General features: G+C 43.6%; 15 protein-coding genes and 2 pseudogenes. 16 read left to right on the top strand and 1 reads right to left on the bottom strand.

Annotated elements, in window-relative coordinates; genetic code table 11:
- Positions 1-197 precede the first annotated feature (197 nt).
- The 15 genes and pseudogenes from H8S44_RS06970 to H8S44_RS06905 all read left to right on the top strand — a co-directional run bounded on the left by H8S44_RS06970 (position 198) and on the right by H8S44_RS06905 (position 14,389).
- Positions 198-440, top strand: a complete 243-nt coding sequence (locus H8S44_RS06970) for a sporulation initiation factor Spo0A C-terminal domain-containing protein (RefSeq protein ID WP_186871856.1) — start codon at positions 198-200, stop codon at positions 438-440.
- 165 nt (positions 441-605) lie between these two features.
- On the top strand, positions 606-1,208 hold the full coding sequence (locus H8S44_RS06965) for a Type 1 glutamine amidotransferase-like domain-containing protein (RefSeq protein ID WP_186871855.1): 603 nt from the start codon (positions 606-608) through the stop codon (positions 1,206-1,208).
- 784 nt (positions 1,209-1,992) lie between these two features.
- A complete protein-coding gene (locus tag H8S44_RS06960; protein ID WP_005421604.1) occupies positions 1,993-2,205 on the top strand; it encodes a DUF6219 family protein in 213 nt (70 codons plus the stop codon).
- Positions 2,206-2,208: 3 nt separating this feature from the next.
- Entirely contained in the window at positions 2,209-2,664 is a 456-nt protein-coding gene (bcp, locus tag H8S44_RS06955; protein WP_186871854.1) for a thioredoxin-dependent thiol peroxidase, read from the top strand.
- Positions 2,664-3,410, top strand: coding sequence for a peroxide stress protein YaaA (gene yaaA / locus H8S44_RS06950; RefSeq protein ID WP_005421606.1), 747 nt, complete (start codon positions 2,664-2,666; stop codon positions 3,408-3,410). Before bcp ends, yaaA begins: the two co-directional genes overlap by 1 nt.
- A 75-nt stretch (positions 3,411-3,485) precedes the next feature.
- A pseudogene (locus H8S44_RS06945) lies at positions 3,486-3,644 on the top strand (rubredoxin).
- A gap of 153 nt (positions 3,645-3,797) precedes the next feature.
- Positions 3,798-3,965, top strand: a pseudogene (locus H8S44_RS06940) (SDR family NAD(P)-dependent oxidoreductase); the annotation flags it as partial.
- Positions 3,966-4,141: 176 nt separating this feature from the next.
- Positions 4,142-5,386, top strand: a complete 1,245-nt coding sequence (locus tag H8S44_RS06935) for a site-specific integrase (protein ID WP_186871853.1) — start codon at positions 4,142-4,144, stop codon at positions 5,384-5,386.
- A gap of 366 nt (positions 5,387-5,752) precedes the next feature.
- Positions 5,753-6,712, top strand: coding sequence for an Rpn family recombination-promoting nuclease/putative transposase (locus H8S44_RS06930; protein WP_243167497.1), 960 nt, complete (start codon positions 5,753-5,755; stop codon positions 6,710-6,712).
- Between the two features lie 523 nt (positions 6,713-7,235).
- A complete protein-coding gene (locus H8S44_RS06925; RefSeq protein ID WP_186871852.1) occupies positions 7,236-7,886 on the top strand; it encodes a helix-turn-helix domain-containing protein in 651 nt (216 codons plus the stop codon).
- A gap of 691 nt (positions 7,887-8,577) precedes the next feature.
- The gene (locus tag H8S44_RS06920; RefSeq protein ID WP_158363241.1) at positions 8,578-8,949 is read left to right on the top strand and encodes a BlaI/MecI/CopY family transcriptional regulator; all 372 of its coding nucleotides are present in this window, start codon (positions 8,578-8,580) and stop codon (positions 8,947-8,949) included.
- 4 nt (positions 8,950-8,953) lie between these two features.
- Entirely contained in the window at positions 8,954-11,122 is a 2,169-nt protein-coding gene (locus tag H8S44_RS06915; RefSeq protein WP_186871851.1) for a M56 family metallopeptidase, read from the top strand.
- 14 nt (positions 11,123-11,136) lie between these two features.
- Positions 11,137-12,642, top strand: coding sequence for a GH25 family lysozyme (locus H8S44_RS06910; protein ID WP_186871850.1), 1,506 nt, complete (start codon positions 11,137-11,139; stop codon positions 12,640-12,642).
- Between the two features lie 51 nt (positions 12,643-12,693).
- On the top strand, positions 12,694-12,942 hold the full coding sequence (locus H8S44_RS16835) for a DUF5685 family protein (protein WP_243167495.1): 249 nt from the start codon (positions 12,694-12,696) through the stop codon (positions 12,940-12,942).
- 139 nt (positions 12,943-13,081) lie between these two features.
- Positions 13,082-14,389: an ATP-binding protein gene (locus tag H8S44_RS06905; RefSeq protein WP_186871849.1), complete on the top strand. Its 1,308-nt coding sequence runs from the start codon at positions 13,082-13,084 to the stop codon at positions 14,387-14,389.
- A gap of 14 nt (positions 14,390-14,403) precedes the next feature.
- Here the strand turns inward: H8S44_RS06905 and H8S44_RS06900 are convergent, their stop codons facing one another.
- The gene (locus H8S44_RS06900; protein WP_186871848.1) at positions 14,404-15,684 is read right to left on the bottom strand and encodes a galactokinase; all 1,281 of its coding nucleotides are present in this window, start codon (positions 15,682-15,684) and stop codon (positions 14,404-14,406) included.
- 214 nt (positions 15,685-15,898) lie between these two features.
- Here H8S44_RS06900 and H8S44_RS06895 point away from each other — a divergent pair, with 214 nt between their 5' ends.
- Positions 15,899-17,071, top strand: a complete 1,173-nt coding sequence (locus H8S44_RS06895; protein WP_186871847.1) for a galactose ABC transporter substrate-binding protein — start codon at positions 15,899-15,901, stop codon at positions 17,069-17,071.
- Positions 17,072-17,127 lie beyond the last annotated feature (56 nt).

Genomic DNA, 17,127 nt, shown 5'->3' with positions numbered 1-17,127 from the left:
GCGATATTCTAGGTAATATATTGCGCTGGCATGACATATTATTTTACTACTACTATTTGGGAAGAGCAAGCAGCTCTTCTTTTTTGTCCTTTTTATCCAATTTTAAGTTGTAAAGTCTCTTTTCATGCCAACAAAAATATACTAAATTGATTTTATAGAACAAGATATAATTCCACTTATATATCGGAGGAAAATGAATGAGAGAGAAAACTATATATGAGAAGATTGCAGAAAAGTATAACACAACACCAGAAGAAGTACGCAGAGAAATGCAGATAGCCATAGATGCAGGATTTGATAATCCTGACCCGGCTGTGCAGGAAGAATGGAAGAAAATGGCACTTAAAGGAGACAGGCCCACACCGGAAGAAGTAATCAATTACGCAGTAAAAAAATTAGTCCCTATTTACATTTGTGTGTCTGATGTATCAACAGTATAATGATACATTTCACGAATTGCGTATGCAATTAGAAAATCAAGTAGTCCAAATTCCATAAAATGAAATTTTAGGGCAAATTACAGACATTGGCTTGGCTGTAGTATTTTTAAACAACGTGTGTTAGACTACTGTTATACAAATCGGAATTTATAAAGGAGAATATTGATGAAACTATTTTTATGTTCGCACTTTTCAAGTGTAGGAAGTCTGATAAAGGAAGAAATTGAAAATAAGAAAGTCGCATTTATTCCAACAGCTTCACTGCGTGAAGGCTACACCGGTTATGTCGGCTCGGCTCGAAAATTATTCAAAAAGTTGGGAGCAATCGTAACTGAAATTGATATTTCAACGGAGGCTTATTCAACGATACAGTCTGTTTTTGAAGAAGCAGATGTGATATATTTTACCGGCGGAAATTCTTTCTTTCTTATGGACCAGCTCCGTAAAACGGGAACTGATGGACTGCTGAAAAAGGAATTGGTAAATGGAAAATTGATGATCGGCGAGTCGGCAGGCGCAATTATATGCGCTCCAAGCATCCAATATATCGAGCAAATGGATGAAAAGCCGGAGGACTACTCACAAGAAGATGATGCAGGGATTGATTTGATTGATTTCTATGTTCTTCCGCATTATCTTACAGCACCATTTAAAAAAGTTACCGAGAAAATAATGACTGAGTTTTCGGATTTGAATCTATGCCCAATTAACAACCGTCAGGGAATTGTAATTGATGGTGAAGATTCAAAGGTTATTTGCAAAGACTAATTTGAAAATTCCTGTTTTTTGTTGATGCAGAGCAGAGGCGGTAACTATTGATAAGTTCCCGCAAACCGATGAGGCACTGGACATGTTTCCACAAACCGATGAGGTAAAAAAGAGAGCAGTTCAGTCGTCTCAACGCATGTCGAAACGGTAGTCTTGATGTCAAGAAAAGATAAATAAGTGCCAGAAAGCGGCGTATTTCCGGGCTTTTTCGGAAGTTGGGATGTAAAGCCTAACCTCTGAAAAAAGCTCGGTTTTCTTATATGGAAACATATCTACTGCGAAATGTGTGTCAGGTTGTAACCTCGGATTAGATGTCACGATTTGAGACAGTGGATTAGATGTCAGGCATTTCGGGCTGATTTTTGAAAAATGAAAAAGGATGACAACCAATCCGGCAACTCAACCATTTTGGGTGGTTGCAGGCGGTGGAATTGATGTGAAGGAAGAATTCGGTAAGTCGGAACTTGCACAATTCTTGAACTCAACACAAACTGCTGTCAGTGTTGTTCTGTTGCTCGTTCTTTGCTGGTATCATAGAACCATCAAATGAAGGAGGCAACAAGCCATGAATACAGATAAAATCTATATGGAAAAGAGATTAAATGGTAATCTCCTGAAAGCAAGCTTTTTGTCAATTATTTCAAAGAAAAATTAAAGGATAACAATACATAGTTTTGACAATGATATTTTGAAAAATTTTATAGGAATGCTCTATTATCAAATTGACATAGGAATATGGTAGAGTATAATTAGAATTGAATACACTGAAAAATGGAGGAATTACATGAAAGCACATAAATATTGGTCAGTAGGAGCATTGATCACAATGCTTGGGACTTTTTACACTGGATATAAAAAGCAAAAATCAAGTCACAAATACTTTGCTTTAAGTTCTATGTTATGTATGGTAATGGCGATATATACAGGTCATAAAATGATTACCGGGAATAGGAAGAAAAAGGCGAATAAAGAGAAAGATACAGAAAGGGAGGGATAAATAATGTTGGAAGTAGGGGTTAAGGCACCGGATTTTGAGTTGCCAGATCAAAATGGGAAAATACATAGATTATCGGATTATACAGGAAAAAAAGTGATTTTATATTTCTATCCCAAGGATAATACAGCGGGATGCACGAAACAGGCATGTGGGTTTTCTGAGCGATACCCTCAGTTTACCGAAAAAGGAGCAGTTATTCTTGGAGTCAGTAAGGATTCTGTATCCTCTCATAAGAGATTTGAGGAAAAATATGGATTGGCATTTACACTTTTAGCAGATCCAGAGCGGAAAGTTATTGAAGAATATGATGTATGGAAAGAAAAGAAAAATTATGGCAAAGTCTCTATGGGAGTAGTAAGAACCACATATCTTATTGATGAACAGGGGATTATTATAAAGGCAAATGATAAAGTCAAGGCTGCAGATGATCCTGAAAATATGCTCAAGGAATTAGATTAATGAAGATAATATTATCCCCTGCTAAAAAGATGATTACAGATACTGACAGCATAGCGCCGGATGGATTGCCTGAATTTATTGAAAAGACGACAGAGATACAAAGTTGGTTGAAAAGTAAGTCAAAAGAAGAACTGAAGACTATTTGGAAATGTAATGACAAAATTACAGAACAGAACTTCAATAGATTGGAAAACATGGATCTTTATCATTTACTTACCCCAGCTGTCTTATCATATGAAGGAATTGCTTTTCAATATATGGCTCCATCCGTGTTTGAGGACAGTCAGTTCGAGTATGTACAAAATCATTTGAGAATAATATCTGCATTTTATGGTGTGTTAAAACCAAGGGATGGTGTGACGCCTTATCGTTTGGAAATGCAGGCGAAGGTTGGAATAGGAGAAACAAAAAATCTGTATGAGTACTGGGGAGATTTATTATACCGCTCAGTGATTGATAACAGCAGGATTATAATCAATCTGGCATCGAAAGAATACTCTAAGTGCATAGAAAAATATCTGACACGACAGGATAGATACATTACGATTACATTTTGTGAGTTATCAGGAGATAAACTGGTGACAAAAGGTACATATGCTAAGATGGCCCGTGGTGAAATGGTTAGGTTCATGGCTGAAAACAGAATTGAAAATCCTGAGGATATTAAGAAATTTGATAGACTAGGCTATTCATTCCGCTCTGATTTATCATCAGATGCAGAATATGTTTTTGAACGGAAAAAATGATGATTGAATGATTATTTTAAATAAAAGGTAATCAGTAATATTGATTATTATAATAATAGAAGGAGGAACAAACTAATGTAATATGTATGTGACGTTTGCGGATGGGAATATGATGAAGAGGAAGGTTATCCTGAAGGTGGTATTGCACCAGGAACAAAGTGGGAGGACGTTCCAGAAGATTTTGAATGCCCATTATGTAATGTTGGAAAAGATCAGTTTTCAGAAGTTGAATAAAATTCTGATTATTTAAATACGGATAGATAAACAAAAACCCTGGTGCGTGTGAGCAACAGGGTTTTTTATTGCGATATTTTGTGATGATATCACAGAAAATAATTTACCTTTTGCTTATAATGTAGCTACAAACTAAGTAAGGAGGTAGTCTAAATGAGATTAAAAGATAAAGTTGCAATCATTACAGGTGGCAGTCGTGGTATAGGATTTGCTACAGCTGATAAATTCTTGAAGGAAGGTGCTTCAGTTGTGTTGGCAGCAAGTTCACAGGAATCAGCAGATGTTGCTGTAGATAAATTAAAAGAAAAATATCCCAATGCAAAGGAGAAGCAATCAGAAAGGCATTGGGTTTACTGTTAGACACTTAAAAAGGTTAGCCACTCCCCGACCAAAGCGAATGGCTAACCCAAATGACAAATGGTATAGAATGTCCATACCATGAAATATTGTATCATAGGATGGACATTCCTGCAAGAAGGAAGGAATGTTTTAACACTATGGCGGAAAAAAGAAAAGATAGCAAAGGCCGTGTGCTAAAAGAAGGAGAGTTTCAGAGAAAAAACGGCAAATACGAGTATAAGTATACGCAAAACGGAGAAAGAAAAACGGTATACAGTTGGCGGCTACTGGCAACAGATAAAAATCCAGAAGGTAAAAAGTACGATCTTTCCCTGCGTGAAAAAGAAAAAGAAATTTCACGAGACTTAGATGATGGAATCAATACCACGCTGGCACATCAGATTAATCTGAATGAAATGTTTGAAATGTATCTTAGAAGCAAGAAAAAACTGAGCAGCAAGACTAAGGCAAAATATCGTCAGCTTTGGAAGCTTCATGTGGCGGAGAGTCCTCTTGGGCTAATGGCACCGGGAAAAATGAAGAAAGCGAATATCCAACATTTCTATGCAGGGCTAAGCGATGAAGGACTGTCTGATACTACCATACGAATGTATCATAACAATTTGATTCAGCCGACACTGGTATATGCTGTTGACAATGATTTGTTGAGAAAAAATCCGGCAAAGGGGTGTTTGGACGGATATACCGATTGCAAAAAGCGAAATGCCCTGACGCGAGAGGAGCAGAGAATCTTTCTTGATTTTGTAAAGAATAGTAAATATTACAATGTATATCTTCCAATGCTTCAAATTATGATAGGAACGGCCTGCAGAATCGGAGAAATATCCGGTCTTACATGGGAGGACGTGGATATGAAGAAGCGGGAAATTCATATTAACCATCAGTTAGTCTATGAAAAGGTGGATGGGAAGGCGACGTTGTATATTGATACACCTAAGTCAGAAAGTGGAAATCGAACAATAGGAATGACTTCCCAGGTAAGAAATGCATTTCTTGAACAAAAAGCGCTTTGCATCAGGCTTGGAAGGAGAAGTGTTGTAGAGGTAGACGGGTACAAGGATTTTATATTCTTGAATAATTGGAACCGGCCATATACAACTACGGGATTCAATGCTGTTTTAGGGAGAATAGTTACCCATTATAACAAGGAAGAGCAAAAGAAAGCAGAGAAGGAAAAAAGAAAACCGCTTCTTTTACCACATATTTCAAATCATATTCTTCGGCATACAGGCTGTACCAGAATGGCAGAGGCAGGAATGGATATCAAAGTTCTGCAAACAATTATGGGACATAGTGATCCTGCTATTACCTTAAAAGTTTATGATCATGTAGATAATGAACGAATGAAAAATGAGGTGTTGAAGGTGGAGTATGTGGTCTAAACTGACGACAGAACTGACGACAATTCTGACGACAATCTCGAAAAAAGAGACAAAACGAGATAAGAAGCAAAATGCTGAAAAAGCCTTATTTTATAAGGAAAAATGGCGTTTGACAAGAGGAGATAAAGGGTAGTTGAAAGTATTTCATTCATAACACTCGGGGACTTCCGGGAGGAAGCCCCCACTCCCTCGTAAACATGGGTTTCTCAGAAATGAGAAGCCCTTTTTTAATGCCGATTTTGGCGGGTTTACCAGATTTGGCGGAAAAGAAGTTAAATCCTCCAGACGATTTTTGGAAAAACTTTTTATAGATGAACTCAATGAGTGCATTATAAAACAGAGATGATTACTAAGGATATTCGTGGAATGAGAAGACGTCTGGAAGATACACAGAGCGAGTTTGCGGCACAATATCAGGGAAAAGAAAGTGCCTGGAAAACGTTGTGCTTCTGCGGAAAATCAAGTATAATAATAAAAAAGACAGAGGTGGCGGCATTGGGAAAAGAATGGAATGAGATCGGGATAAGCAATGATTTTCTTTTTGGAAAGGTCATGCGGGATCCGGAGCTGTGCAGAGAGCTTCTGGAAGTTATCTTAAATGTTCCGATAGAGCGGGTCGAGTATCCGGAAGAACAAAAGACCATCGATATCGCACAGGATGCCCGGAGTGTCCGGCTGGATGTATATGTGGCAGATGGAAATAATACAGTATATGATATCGAGATGCAGACGGTCCAGGAGGAAGGCTTACCCAAGCGCAGCCGTTACTATCAGGGCATGATTGACTTGGCACTGATAGAAAAAGGGGAGCCCTATACGAAGCTGAATAAGAGCTATGTGATTTTTATCTGCACCTTTGATGCCTTTGGAAAGGGGGAAAGTGTTTACACATTTGAAAATATGTGCAAAGAGGTGGAAGGCTTATCCCTGGGGGATGAAACCCACAAGATTTTTCTGAATGCAAAGGGAGCAAGCAAAAATGTAAGTCCGAGTCTCCGGGCATTCTTAGAGTATGTGGCAGGAAATAAGAGTGAAGATCCGTTTGTGAAAAAACTGGATGAAGCAGTAGTAAAGGCAAAGAAAAATGAGAAATGGAGGCGTGAGTATATGACGTTATTGATGCGGGACAGAGAAAATGTAGAAAAGGGTCGCGCAGAAGGCCGCGCAGAAGGCCGTACCGAAGGATACATCTCCAGCATTCGGCTGTGCCGGAAATTCCACATGACGAAAGAGGCTACGCTGGAGGAACTGAAGCATGATTTTTCCCTGAATGATGCAGAAGCTATGAAAGTTCTGGAAAAATACTGGAATGACGAAAGCAAATAGAAGTACCACTAAGAAAAAGCATTTATTGCGTATCAGACAGGTATGCAGTAAATGCTTTTTTCATGGCAAAACCATGGGAAATAGGAATGCAAATTCGTATATATATAAATAAGGGCATCTTAGATTCTTTCCATCCAATGGCAGCAGGATAAGAGAGATTGAGATGCTCACATGGAGCTAGATGTTTAAGGCCTGCCGGGGCTGGGCTAGATGGCCTCAAGAAAGGAGATTCCGACATGGGAGAAAAAGCATTGCAGAACAGATTGACGAAGCTCCAGAAGATTATGGAGCAGCAGGCTTGACGGAAAGACCCTGAAAGCGGCACTGCTGGAGATTTACAAGCAGTATTGTAAGGCCAGCACAAGCCGCCGGTTTACAATCGCATGAAGAAAAACCCTTGCCAGAGCGGCAACTCTGACAGGGGTAGGTAAAGAATCCAGATAGCGGAATACTTCAAGTGATTTCCGGTAAAACTGTTTACAAATACACTCATTGAGTGCATTATAAAGATGAGGTGATTGCTATGGATATTCGTGGAATGAGAATGCGTCTGGGAGATACTCAGAGTGAGTTTGCGGCGCGATATCATATCCCGCGTCGTACAATTCAGAATTGGGAAACTGGGGTACGTAAACCGCCAGAATATATTATAAGTCTGTTAGAATATCGTATACAGGAAGATTTGATTAATAGAAAAACAACCGAATTGCCGAAGTATGATCCGCAAAAGCAGGATCTGCCCAGAAGAAGCGAGTTTGTAGGAGCAATTTCCTGGCTCAAGGCTGTTCGGGAATGCATTGGGGAGCCCGTGGTATTTGCATTAGATGAGGCATTGATGTGTCAGGGAAAGTTCGGAGGACGTAGCGACGAGTACCTTGTCTGGGTGTATGGAAATGATTCTGTTACCCGGTTCAATGGTGTAGTTGTACTTGGAAATCAAATCAGCCAATATTATGTGAATAACAGAAATGGTCTCGATTTTACAAATTTTAATAGAACGCTATGTGACGCACTGGCTAATGAGTCGATTCTTGATATGCAGGGAATTACAGAGGCGGTAAGTCGATATTATTATTCCAATGGAGACAGTTTCGATGGAATCTATGTCGCGCCGGAATATCAGGAACAGTTTGAACGATTGGCGAATGAAGCCATAGATTATTATGAGAGTTGAGGGATGTGCCTTGAATATAACAGCGGAAGAAAAATTAATATATAGCGTTATGAAAGCGATATAGGACAGTGGCATACCAATAAGCTTTAAAGGCTCCATGGTTATGAAAGCATATCTGATGGAAGCAGGATATACGGAGGAGACGCGGCATACAGTAGACATAGACGCGAATTGGTATTTAGACACTGCGCCTACAAAAGAGCAAATGGTTGAAAAACACAGGATAAAATGTGATAAAACGAAAATCACCGGAAAAGCCCGATTTTATGCGGAAAAGAAGCAGGATAAAATCTGATGGACGGTATGTCGGTCTATTTCATAGACAACACGCTGTTTTTGGAAAAAAAGAAAAAGAAAAAAATAGTGTGGTTAATAGGACAAGAGAATCAGAACTGTAGCATAATTTGATATTTATAATTCTAATGTTTCTATATTGAAGCTGTGTTAGACTGCAATGGGGGACTCTAAGGAAGATCTGACTGTATGGAAAATACATGATTAATTTTATCAAGACGTAAGTATTCTTTTCTTATCTCTAATTCTATGTCAAAGTGCAATCCCAATATGGTATAACTGAAAAGGTAACGTACAGGAATGTAGATTTGATATTGACAATGTCAATATATATGTATATATTTAAATTAGACAAAAGTCTAACATAAGACAAGATAAGAAGAAATGGGGTGGAGGTTTGAAAAAATTACCCGATGCGCAACTGGAACTGATGCTGATTATCTGGGATGCAGACAGACCTGTAACCAGAGCGGAGATTGAAGAAAAGATGGATGACAGCAGAGACGTGCTGCCGAATACGGTGCTGGCTCTGCTGTCCCGTCTGGAAAAACGGGGATTTGTAAAGAAAGAGCGGGATGGGAAGATCAATCATTACAGTGCCCTGGTGGAACGGGAGCCCTATATGAAGGAAGCCAGCAAGGGAATTTTGAAGCAGATGTTTCAGGGTTCTCTGAAAAATTTTGCTGCTGCTCTTTATGATGGAGAGGAACTCAGTGAAGAAGATGCAAAAGAGCTGATGGAATTTCTGGAAAGCAAGGTCAAGAGGTAGCGCTATGAGAGAGTCTTTTATCTATGCATTGCAGAATCTTCTTGTACTGGATGCTTTGATTCTGATTTTGTGGCTGCTGGATGGACGTTTTTCCTGGAAATCGGGGCATCTTTGGCGGAAATGGCTGTGGCTGCTTGTGTGTATACGGATGCTGCTTCCGGTGGAGTTCCATCTTGAGGATCTGAATCAGTCCTGGAAAGGCTGGCAGGTTCAGCTGGAAGTGGAAACGGATGATGCTTCCCGGACAGACAGGGAAGCGGAGGAAGAGATTTTCCTAAATGGAGAATCGACTTATGCACAGATGCCATCCGCTGATACTGCTTCGGTGCAGTCAGCGTCAGAGGGTGACAAAGAACAAGCAGCGGTCTCAGAAAAGAATCACATATCTGAAGAAGCGAAAGCAGAGAAGCAGGAAGCTTTTTCTGGTTTTCTGTGGAAGCAGAAAACGCTGATTCTGTCCGGTATCTGGCTTTTGGGCTTCCTGGTGCTGCTGTTTTATCATATTCTGCAGTATTACCTGCTTAGGGATTTCTTTTTTGAAGATTCCAGAACCTGTCAGGATGAGAAAGTGACAGGTCTTGTGAGAAGCTGGTGCAGAAGCTATCATATCAAAAAAGTGCCGGAGCTTCTCTGGAAGGAGCAGCTTCCTACCCCTGTGACCTTTGGATATTTCCGGAAAAAACTGGTATTTCCGCCAGAACTCTTTGAAGAAGAGGAAATGCCACTGGTTTTGCGGCACGAGCTCATGCATCTGAAATACAGGGATTCCTGGTACAAGGCCATCCTGCTTCTGGTCTGCGATCTGTACTGGTTCAATCCGGTTTTCTGGGTGATGAAAAAACTGGCATTCCGGGACGTGGAGTATGTCTGTGATGAACGGGTCACCAGGGAAATGAAACCGGAAGAAAAGAAGCAGTACGGCGAAACTATTTTAAAGGCAGCCAGGTACAGCACAGGAAAACCGGCACCTGCCCTGGTTCCCTTTGCCCTTCGGAAAAAGGATATAAAGAAGCGGATGAATAATCTGTTCGTTTTCCGAAACTGGCGTGGAGGCTTCATTCCATTCCTGCTGGCGCTTCTGGGGGTAGGACTTCTGGAAATGGGGATTACGGTATCTGTCAAAGAGATTCCGGTAGAGGCAGCTGCGGAGCAGACGCCTGTGAACTGGGAGGAAGAGGAAGTCATCGCAGGAACTTATCCCACGGACGATCTGCAGGCGCTGAACCGGCAGAAGGATGCGAAAAGCTCTTATATTACGGATCGGTTTACAGGTTTTAATCATTACTATATTGATGAGAACGGTACCCTTTGGGGAACCGGGGAAAATGACAGCTGGCAGCTGGGCATCACAAAGGAAAGCGATATCAATAACCTGGATGTGACCTATACGGAGCCGGTGAAAATAGCGGAGCATGTGGTGCATGTGGATGCGAATGTGAACAGTACCTTTGTGATCTGGATAACAGAGGATGGAAATCTGTATGGACAGGGAGCCAATACCTGGGGGGCACTCCGGCTTCCCATGAAAGAAAATGAACCATGGAATCCCTGGCTGAATCTGACAATGGAACCTCAGCTTCTGATGGAGCATGTCACCTATGCTTCCGCAGGTCAGGAATGTATCTCTGTGCTGACGGAGGACAAAAAGGTCTGGTGGTGGGGACGGATGCAGGCTACCACCGGAACCGAAGGGCTTGGCAGTCTGTTCGCAGAGGAACCCAGGCTGATGGTGGAGAACGCCAGGTATACGGTCTGTGGCCTTGCCACTGCGGCGGCCATCGATGAAGAGAATCGTCTGTGGCTGTGGGGCTGTAATGTCTGGGGACAATGTGCCACAGAAGGAGAGGACTATCTGGAGGAACCCTATATGGCCTGTACAGATGTGGAAATGGTCTGGACCGATTTTCTGAGCACCCGCCAGAATGTGTTTGATCCGGCAGAGTGGATGGGAATGAACCCGTATGGCAGTTCTGAAAAAGACTGCATACATTCCTATACGACGTTCATCCGAAAAACAGATGGACAGATGTATGCCTGCGGGATGGATCTGGGGGCTTTCGTGAAGTCGGTCAAGCTGTTTGGAGACTTATATGTAGAAAACTCCGAACGTCCGGAGGATTATGTACGGAGTTATTCGCCGTATTTTCTCCCGGTAGAAATTATAGAAGAATAGAGGAGACAAGACGTATGAAAAGAGAAAGCAGACAGGATTTTAATGAATGGGATGAGGAGGAGAGTGGTTTTTCCGTACGAACTGTGCTTGCAGTTCTGGCGGCCATCCTGTGTGTGCTGGGACTATGTGTTGTTCTGTATTTTCTGATTTTCCGGGGTGAAAAGGAAGAACCGGAAAAAGCCGAGGAAGTTCAGGTCATTGCCGATACGGAAGAGGAAGTAGTGGATAAAGAGGAGCTGGATTATGAAGATCCGCAGAGCACGGAGAATCTGACTCCCGATGAGACCGGGGCAGAAACGGCAGTTTCAAAAATTCTGATTTCCGAACATGCAGCAGAAACGGATGAAGTGACCCTTGGTATTGATGTTTCCCGGTTTCAGGGAACTATTGACTGGAAAGCAGTTGCAGATGCAGGCATCGATTTTGCCATGATACGGGTGGGCTATCGTACCCAGAGCAGCGGAGAGATTGTGGAGGACAGCAATGCCCGGTATAACATGCAGGAAGCGTCGGCAAACGGAATCAAAATAGGTGCTTACTTTTTCTCCACAGCAGTATCGGAAGCAGAAGCAGTGGAGGAAGCACAGTGGGCAGCAGATATCATTTCCCAGTATCCCATTACCTACCCGGTAGCCTACAACTGCGAGGGGTTTGGAAATCCGGAGAACCGGCTGTACAGTCTTACCAAAACGGAGCGGACCGACTGTGCCATTGCCTTTCTGAATGAGATTTACAAGCAGGGCTACACCCCGGTGTTTTACGCTTCCAAAAACGAAATGGAAGAAGATTTGAAATGGGAAACCTCCCGGATTGACAAGAGCTTTAAGATCTGGGTATCCCAGTATCCGGCGGCGCCCTATCCCCAGACAGCTACATCCAGCTACAGCGGCACGCATGCCATGTGGCAGTATACCAACAATGGTACGGTAGCAGGCGTTCCAAAGCCGGTGGACGCCAATGTGGCGTATTTCGGATATGAGAGCAGCGCCCAGGCACAGAACCAGGAAGCACCGGAAGAGGCCGAGGCGGATGTGGAGGCACTGATGAAGTTTCAGGAGGTAGAAGAAACAGTTACGTCTAAAGACGTGACCAACCTGCGTGATATGCCCAGCCAGGGCTCCGACAGTACGGTACTTCGGACCCTGACCAATGGAGAGACGGCCACCAGAACCGGCATCAGTGACAGCGGCTGGTCCCGGCTTCTCATTGACGGCGAACGCTATTATGCAGTATCCAACTATCTGACGACGGATTTATCCCATCAGACGCCGGTGAAGGAGCCGGATGACGGATTGAAGACGAAATTTACGAAGGTTTCGGAAAATGTGACACCGAAGATCGAAGTAAACCTGCGGAAGCTTCCTAGCGTGACGAATCCGGATGCGGTTGTGGTGGCAACGGTCACTGCAGGCGAAGTCTTTGTGCGGACCGGAATCAATACAGATTATGGATGGTCCAGGGTGGAATACAATGGACAGACTCTGTATTGCGTAAGCAGCTATCTGAATGTGGTGGAGTAATAAGCAGTAAAATATAAAAAATCCATCATGCAGTTTATAAAAAATTAAGGGTTGGAACAGGTCACAAACCTTGAATTTTGCGGCAAAGAAGAAATTGCCCGATATCAGAACATATACTGCGGGCTCTGCCGGGTGCTGCGGGAGCGATACGGACAGATGTCCGGTATGATGCTGAATTACGATATGGCTTTTGTGGTTCTGTTCCTTTCTTCTTTATATGAACCGGAAGAGATAACGGAGGAATTCCGCTGTCCTGTACATCCCTTGAGAAACTTTTTATTCTTTAAATGTAGAGTGTAGAAATCACGGTATTCGTGTCATATTGTGATATATTATTGAAAATAATCGTGCTTATTAGTGTGAAAACTAAAGAAAATTACGCTGATTTTTACATGAATATCTGCTATGCTATGGTCAGTACCTTTAAGGAGGACGGATTATGTATAGAAAGATTATGGGCTTCTTGAAAGCGTGGAAAGAAAACGAACACCGCAAGCCCCTTATTTTACAGGGTGCAAGACAGGTCGGAAAAACCTATTCCATTCTGGAGTTCGGGCGCACCCACTATGAAAATGTGGCTTATTTCAACTTTGAAACGAATCCAAAGTTGAACAAAACTTTTGAAGAAAACATCAGTCCAGATTATCTGATACCGATTTTATCTCATATCGCAGGTCAGACCATCGTCACAGAAAAGACTCTGATCGTTTTTGATGAGGTGCAGCTCTGTGAAAGGGCGTTGACTTCTCTCAAATATTTTTGCGAGGATGCTCCGGATTACCACATTATTGTCGCAGGCAGCCTGCTCAGCGTTGCGGTGGGCAGAGCGAAATTCTCTTTCCCCGTAGGAAAGGTTGATATGAAAACGCTTTATCCTATGGATATGGAAGAATTTATGTTGGCTCTCGGTAAGAACGATTTAGTGGAACAGATAAAAGAGTCCTTCCAAACCGATACACCGCTGCCATCTGCTTTGCATGACGCCGCAATGCAGCTTTACCGTCAATATCTTGTGGTCGGCGGTATGCCGGAGTGCGTGATGCAGTTTGCGGAGACGAAGGATTACATTCTTGTCCGTCATACGCAGGATACGATACTTGTAAGCTATTTGAATGATATGAGCAAATATAACAACCTGAACGAAATCAAGAAAACAAGGCTTGCCTATGACAATATTACCGTTCAGCTCTCCAAGAAGAATACGCGTTTCCAATATAAGCTGATTAAGAAGGGCGGACGGGCTTCTGAATTTGAAAATGCGATCGAATGGCTTTGCCTGTCTGGCATCGTGTCAAGGGTTTACAAGGTGGAGCAAATCAAAAAGCCGCTGGAAAACTATCGTGATATTGATGCGTTTAAGATTTATGTGTCTGACTTGGGATTACTTTGTGCAAAGAAGGATTTAGCTGCCAATGACATTCTTTATATGGTCGAGGAAATTAACGATTTTAAGGGCGGTATGGCGGAGAACTATGTCAATGTGCAGCTCTCCATAAACAGCTATCACACTTATTATTGGGAGTCAGAGCGGGGGGCAGAGGTTGATTTTATCATTCAGCGTGACGGGCAGCTCATTCCCATTGAAGTCAAATCTGCCGATAACACCAGAGCCAAGAGCTTAAAGGTCTATATGGATACCCACAAACCCGCTTATGCGATTAAGCTCTCTACTAAAAACTTTGGCTTTGAGGACAACAAAAAAACGATGGGCCAACCGGCATGGAAACCGGAGCCCATCGTTTTTTGACTCAGAATCTGGATTTACAGAACCTGCATTCCGCCGTACTTCCGAATCATCAGTACATCGCAGGCGCCTTCGCCGAATACACCGTCAAGGGCAGCCTTGTACCCGGCTACAGCCTCATTCTTCACGAAAGCCTGGATAGTTCCGGCAAAGCCGCCGCCGTGGACACGGCTGACGCCGTTGCTACCGAGAATGGCGTCGCTGACTGCCAGGGCCACAGACACGTTCTGGTGGGTAGTGTCGTGGTTGGTGTATACGTTCTGGAGATACTTGAAGGAGGAATCGCCGGAGGCCTTTACGGTTTTCAGGAAAGCGTCGAAGTCTTCTGCCTTCAGAGCAGCCACCTCTTCCTGCACCCGCACATTTTCCGTTACGAAGTGAATGGCGCGTAAGTAAGCGCGGTCGCCGGTCTTTTCACGAATCTCTGCAGCATGGGAGAAAAGCTGCTCCAGAGTAATACCATGCAGAAGCTCCTGACCGAGTACAGCAGCTACGGCGCGCATCTCAGCGGGAACGGCTGCATAATCCGGGGTCAGGTCCGCATGGGAGCCCTTGGTGTCGGTGATACACAGGCTATAGCCGTATTTCGCCAGGTCGCAGCTTACGTTTTCGATGACCGGATGAGCCACATCCGCGAAATCAATATGTACCAGATTACCCACAGAGCTGGCCATCTGATCCATGAGGCCGGAGGGTTTGCCAAAGTGGACATTCTCCGCATACTGGCCGATGATGGCAATATCAACCGGGGAAAGCTTCATCTCATTGTAGAGGCCGGATACAATGGTTCCGATGATGGTTTCGAAAGCGGCAGAGGAGGACAGGCCTGCGCCAATCAGTACATCGCTGGTCACATAGGCCTGGAAGCCGCCGATTTTGCCGCCATGGTTTTTGATTCCTTCCAGCACGCCGCGGATCAGGGAATCGGTGGTTCCCATCAGCTCATCCTTTACCCCCAGATCGTCCAGGGATACGGTAATCATGTCGTAACCGTCAGATACCACGCGGACAACCGGCTCTGCCAGCGGCGCGGTGATGGCGATGGCGTCCAGGTTAATAGAGGCAGCCAGTACTTCACCGTGCTGATGGTCGGTGTGATTGCCGCCGATCTCGCTGCGGCCCGGCGCGCTGAAGATAGCGATTTCTCCGGTCCCATACAGCTCCTCATAGCGTGTCAGGGCGTCGATGTAACGCTGACGCTGATAATCCAGACGGCTTTCGTCCAGGTAAATGTCCAGTAATGTGGAATCCAACTCCCGGTTTTGTAACAGATTTTTTACTTCTCCCGTTGTTTTCATTAGAACTCTCCTTATATTATGTGAAATTTATACATGATTTCATAGTAAACGATTTTGAATTGCTTGTCAATCACTGGGAAAACCAACAGAAATCAAACTTCAAAACGTAAAATATTAACCTAAAAAAGTAAAAAAATACATTTGATTTATTTGGGATTATGTTATAATTTCAATGTAGTTCGTAACTGCAACCATATTAAAGGGAGGATTCACTATGAAAAAGAAACTTTTAGCAGTTGTATTATGCGGCGCTATGGCATTATCCATGCTGGCAGGCTGCGGCGGCAAGAAGGAGGACACTCCGGCAGCTGACGCTACTGCAGAGGCAGAAGCAGGGGATGTAGCAGACGCTGCAGAGGCAACCGGAGATCTCTCCGACGCTAACATCGCAGTATTCTATTACACCTACTCTGACACATATATCTCTTCTGTTCGTACCGCACTGGATGCGAAGCTGGACAGCCTTGGAGTAAAGTATCAGAACTATGACGCAAACAACAACCAGACCACACAGAACGAGCAGATCGATACCGCTCTTGCACAGGGCGCAAACATCCTGATCGTAAACATCGTTACCTCCGGTTCTGTAGACGCTTCCCAGGCAGTTGTTGATAAGGCATCCGCTAAGGGCGTTGACCTGATCTTCTTCAACAGAGCAGTTGAGGATGATGCTACAGCAGGACAGGTTCTTGGTTCCTATGACAAGTGCGCATTCGTTGGAACAGACGCTCCGGAAGCAGGACATATGCAGGGCAAGATGATCGGCGATTACCTGGTTGAGAACTTTGACAAGGTTGACCTGAACGGCGACGGCAAGATTTCCTACGCTATGATGATGGGTCAGCTTGGTAACGCAGAGGCTATTTACCGTACTCAGTTCGCAGTAGAGGACGCTAACGCAGTTCTTACCGAGGCTGGTAAGCCGGAGCTTGAGTACTTCGACCCGACCAACACAGACAAGTATCAGGTAGACCAGGATGGCGCATGGAGCGCAACCGCTGCAAATAACTACATGACCACCAACCTGTCCCAGTACAACGAGGGTAACGGCAACATGATCGAGCTGGTTATCTGCAACAACGACGGTATGGCTGAGGGCGTTATCTCCGCACTGAACGATAAGGGATATAACCTGGGAACAGCTGATTCCACTCTGATTCCGGTATTCGGCGTAGACGCTACAGACGCAGCGAAGCAGCTTATCAGCGACGGCAAGATGGTTGGTACCATCAAGCAGGACGCAGAGGGTATGGCAGACTGTATCTCCATCATGGCTCAGAACGCAGCTAAGGGCGCAGCTCTGACAGACGGAACTGACAGCTACAATGCAGACGCAGAGATCAGCAACAAGATTTACGTTCCGTACGCACCGTACACAGGAGAGTAAATCACAGGAAACGATTGAAAAAGATAGCAAAGTAAGGATACAACAAAGGCGGCCGT

The organism is Anaerosacchariphilus hominis (assembly GCF_014290175.1).
Taxonomy (GTDB): domain Bacteria; phylum Bacillota; class Clostridia; order Lachnospirales; family Lachnospiraceae; genus Laedolimicola; species Laedolimicola hominis.
Note: the sequence above shows the minus strand (reverse complement) of the source record. Positions and strands in the feature narration are given on the sequence as shown.

What these genes read in the sequence shown, in the direction of transcription:
- H8S44_RS06960 (WP_005421604.1), top strand. Translation starts at nt 1,993, where the DNA reads ATGAAAGCACATAAATATTGGTCAGTAGGAGCATTGATCACAATGCTT.
- H8S44_RS06905 (WP_186871849.1), top strand. Translation starts at nt 13,082, where the DNA reads ATGTATAGAAAGATTATGGGCTTCTTGAAAGCGTGGAAAGAAAACGAA.
- H8S44_RS06930 (WP_243167497.1), top strand. Translation starts at nt 5,753, where the DNA reads ATGAGAAGACGTCTGGAAGATACACAGAGCGAGTTTGCGGCACAATAT.
- H8S44_RS06895 (WP_186871847.1), top strand. Translation starts at nt 15,899, where the DNA reads ATGAAAAAGAAACTTTTAGCAGTTGTATTATGCGGCGCTATGGCATTA.
- H8S44_RS06910 (WP_186871850.1), top strand. Translation starts at nt 11,137, where the DNA reads ATGAAAAGAGAAAGCAGACAGGATTTTAATGAATGGGATGAGGAGGAG.
- H8S44_RS06925 (WP_186871852.1), top strand. Translation starts at nt 7,236, where the DNA reads ATGGATATTCGTGGAATGAGAATGCGTCTGGGAGATACTCAGAGTGAG.
- bcp (WP_186871854.1), top strand. Translation starts at nt 2,209, where the DNA reads ATGTTGGAAGTAGGGGTTAAGGCACCGGATTTTGAGTTGCCAGATCAA.
- H8S44_RS06965 (WP_186871855.1), top strand. Translation starts at nt 606, where the DNA reads ATGAAACTATTTTTATGTTCGCACTTTTCAAGTGTAGGAAGTCTGATA.
- H8S44_RS06915 (WP_186871851.1), top strand. Translation starts at nt 8,954, where the DNA reads ATGAGAGAGTCTTTTATCTATGCATTGCAGAATCTTCTTGTACTGGAT.
- H8S44_RS06935 (WP_186871853.1), top strand. Translation starts at nt 4,142, where the DNA reads ATGGCGGAAAAAAGAAAAGATAGCAAAGGCCGTGTGCTAAAAGAAGGA.
- yaaA (WP_005421606.1), top strand. Translation starts at nt 2,664, where the DNA reads ATGAAGATAATATTATCCCCTGCTAAAAAGATGATTACAGATACTGAC.
- H8S44_RS06900 (WP_186871848.1), bottom strand. Translation starts at nt 15,684, where the DNA reads ATGAAAACAACGGGAGAAGTAAAAAATCTGTTACAAAACCGGGAGTTG.
- H8S44_RS06970 (WP_186871856.1), top strand. Translation starts at nt 198, where the DNA reads ATGAGAGAGAAAACTATATATGAGAAGATTGCAGAAAAGTATAACACA.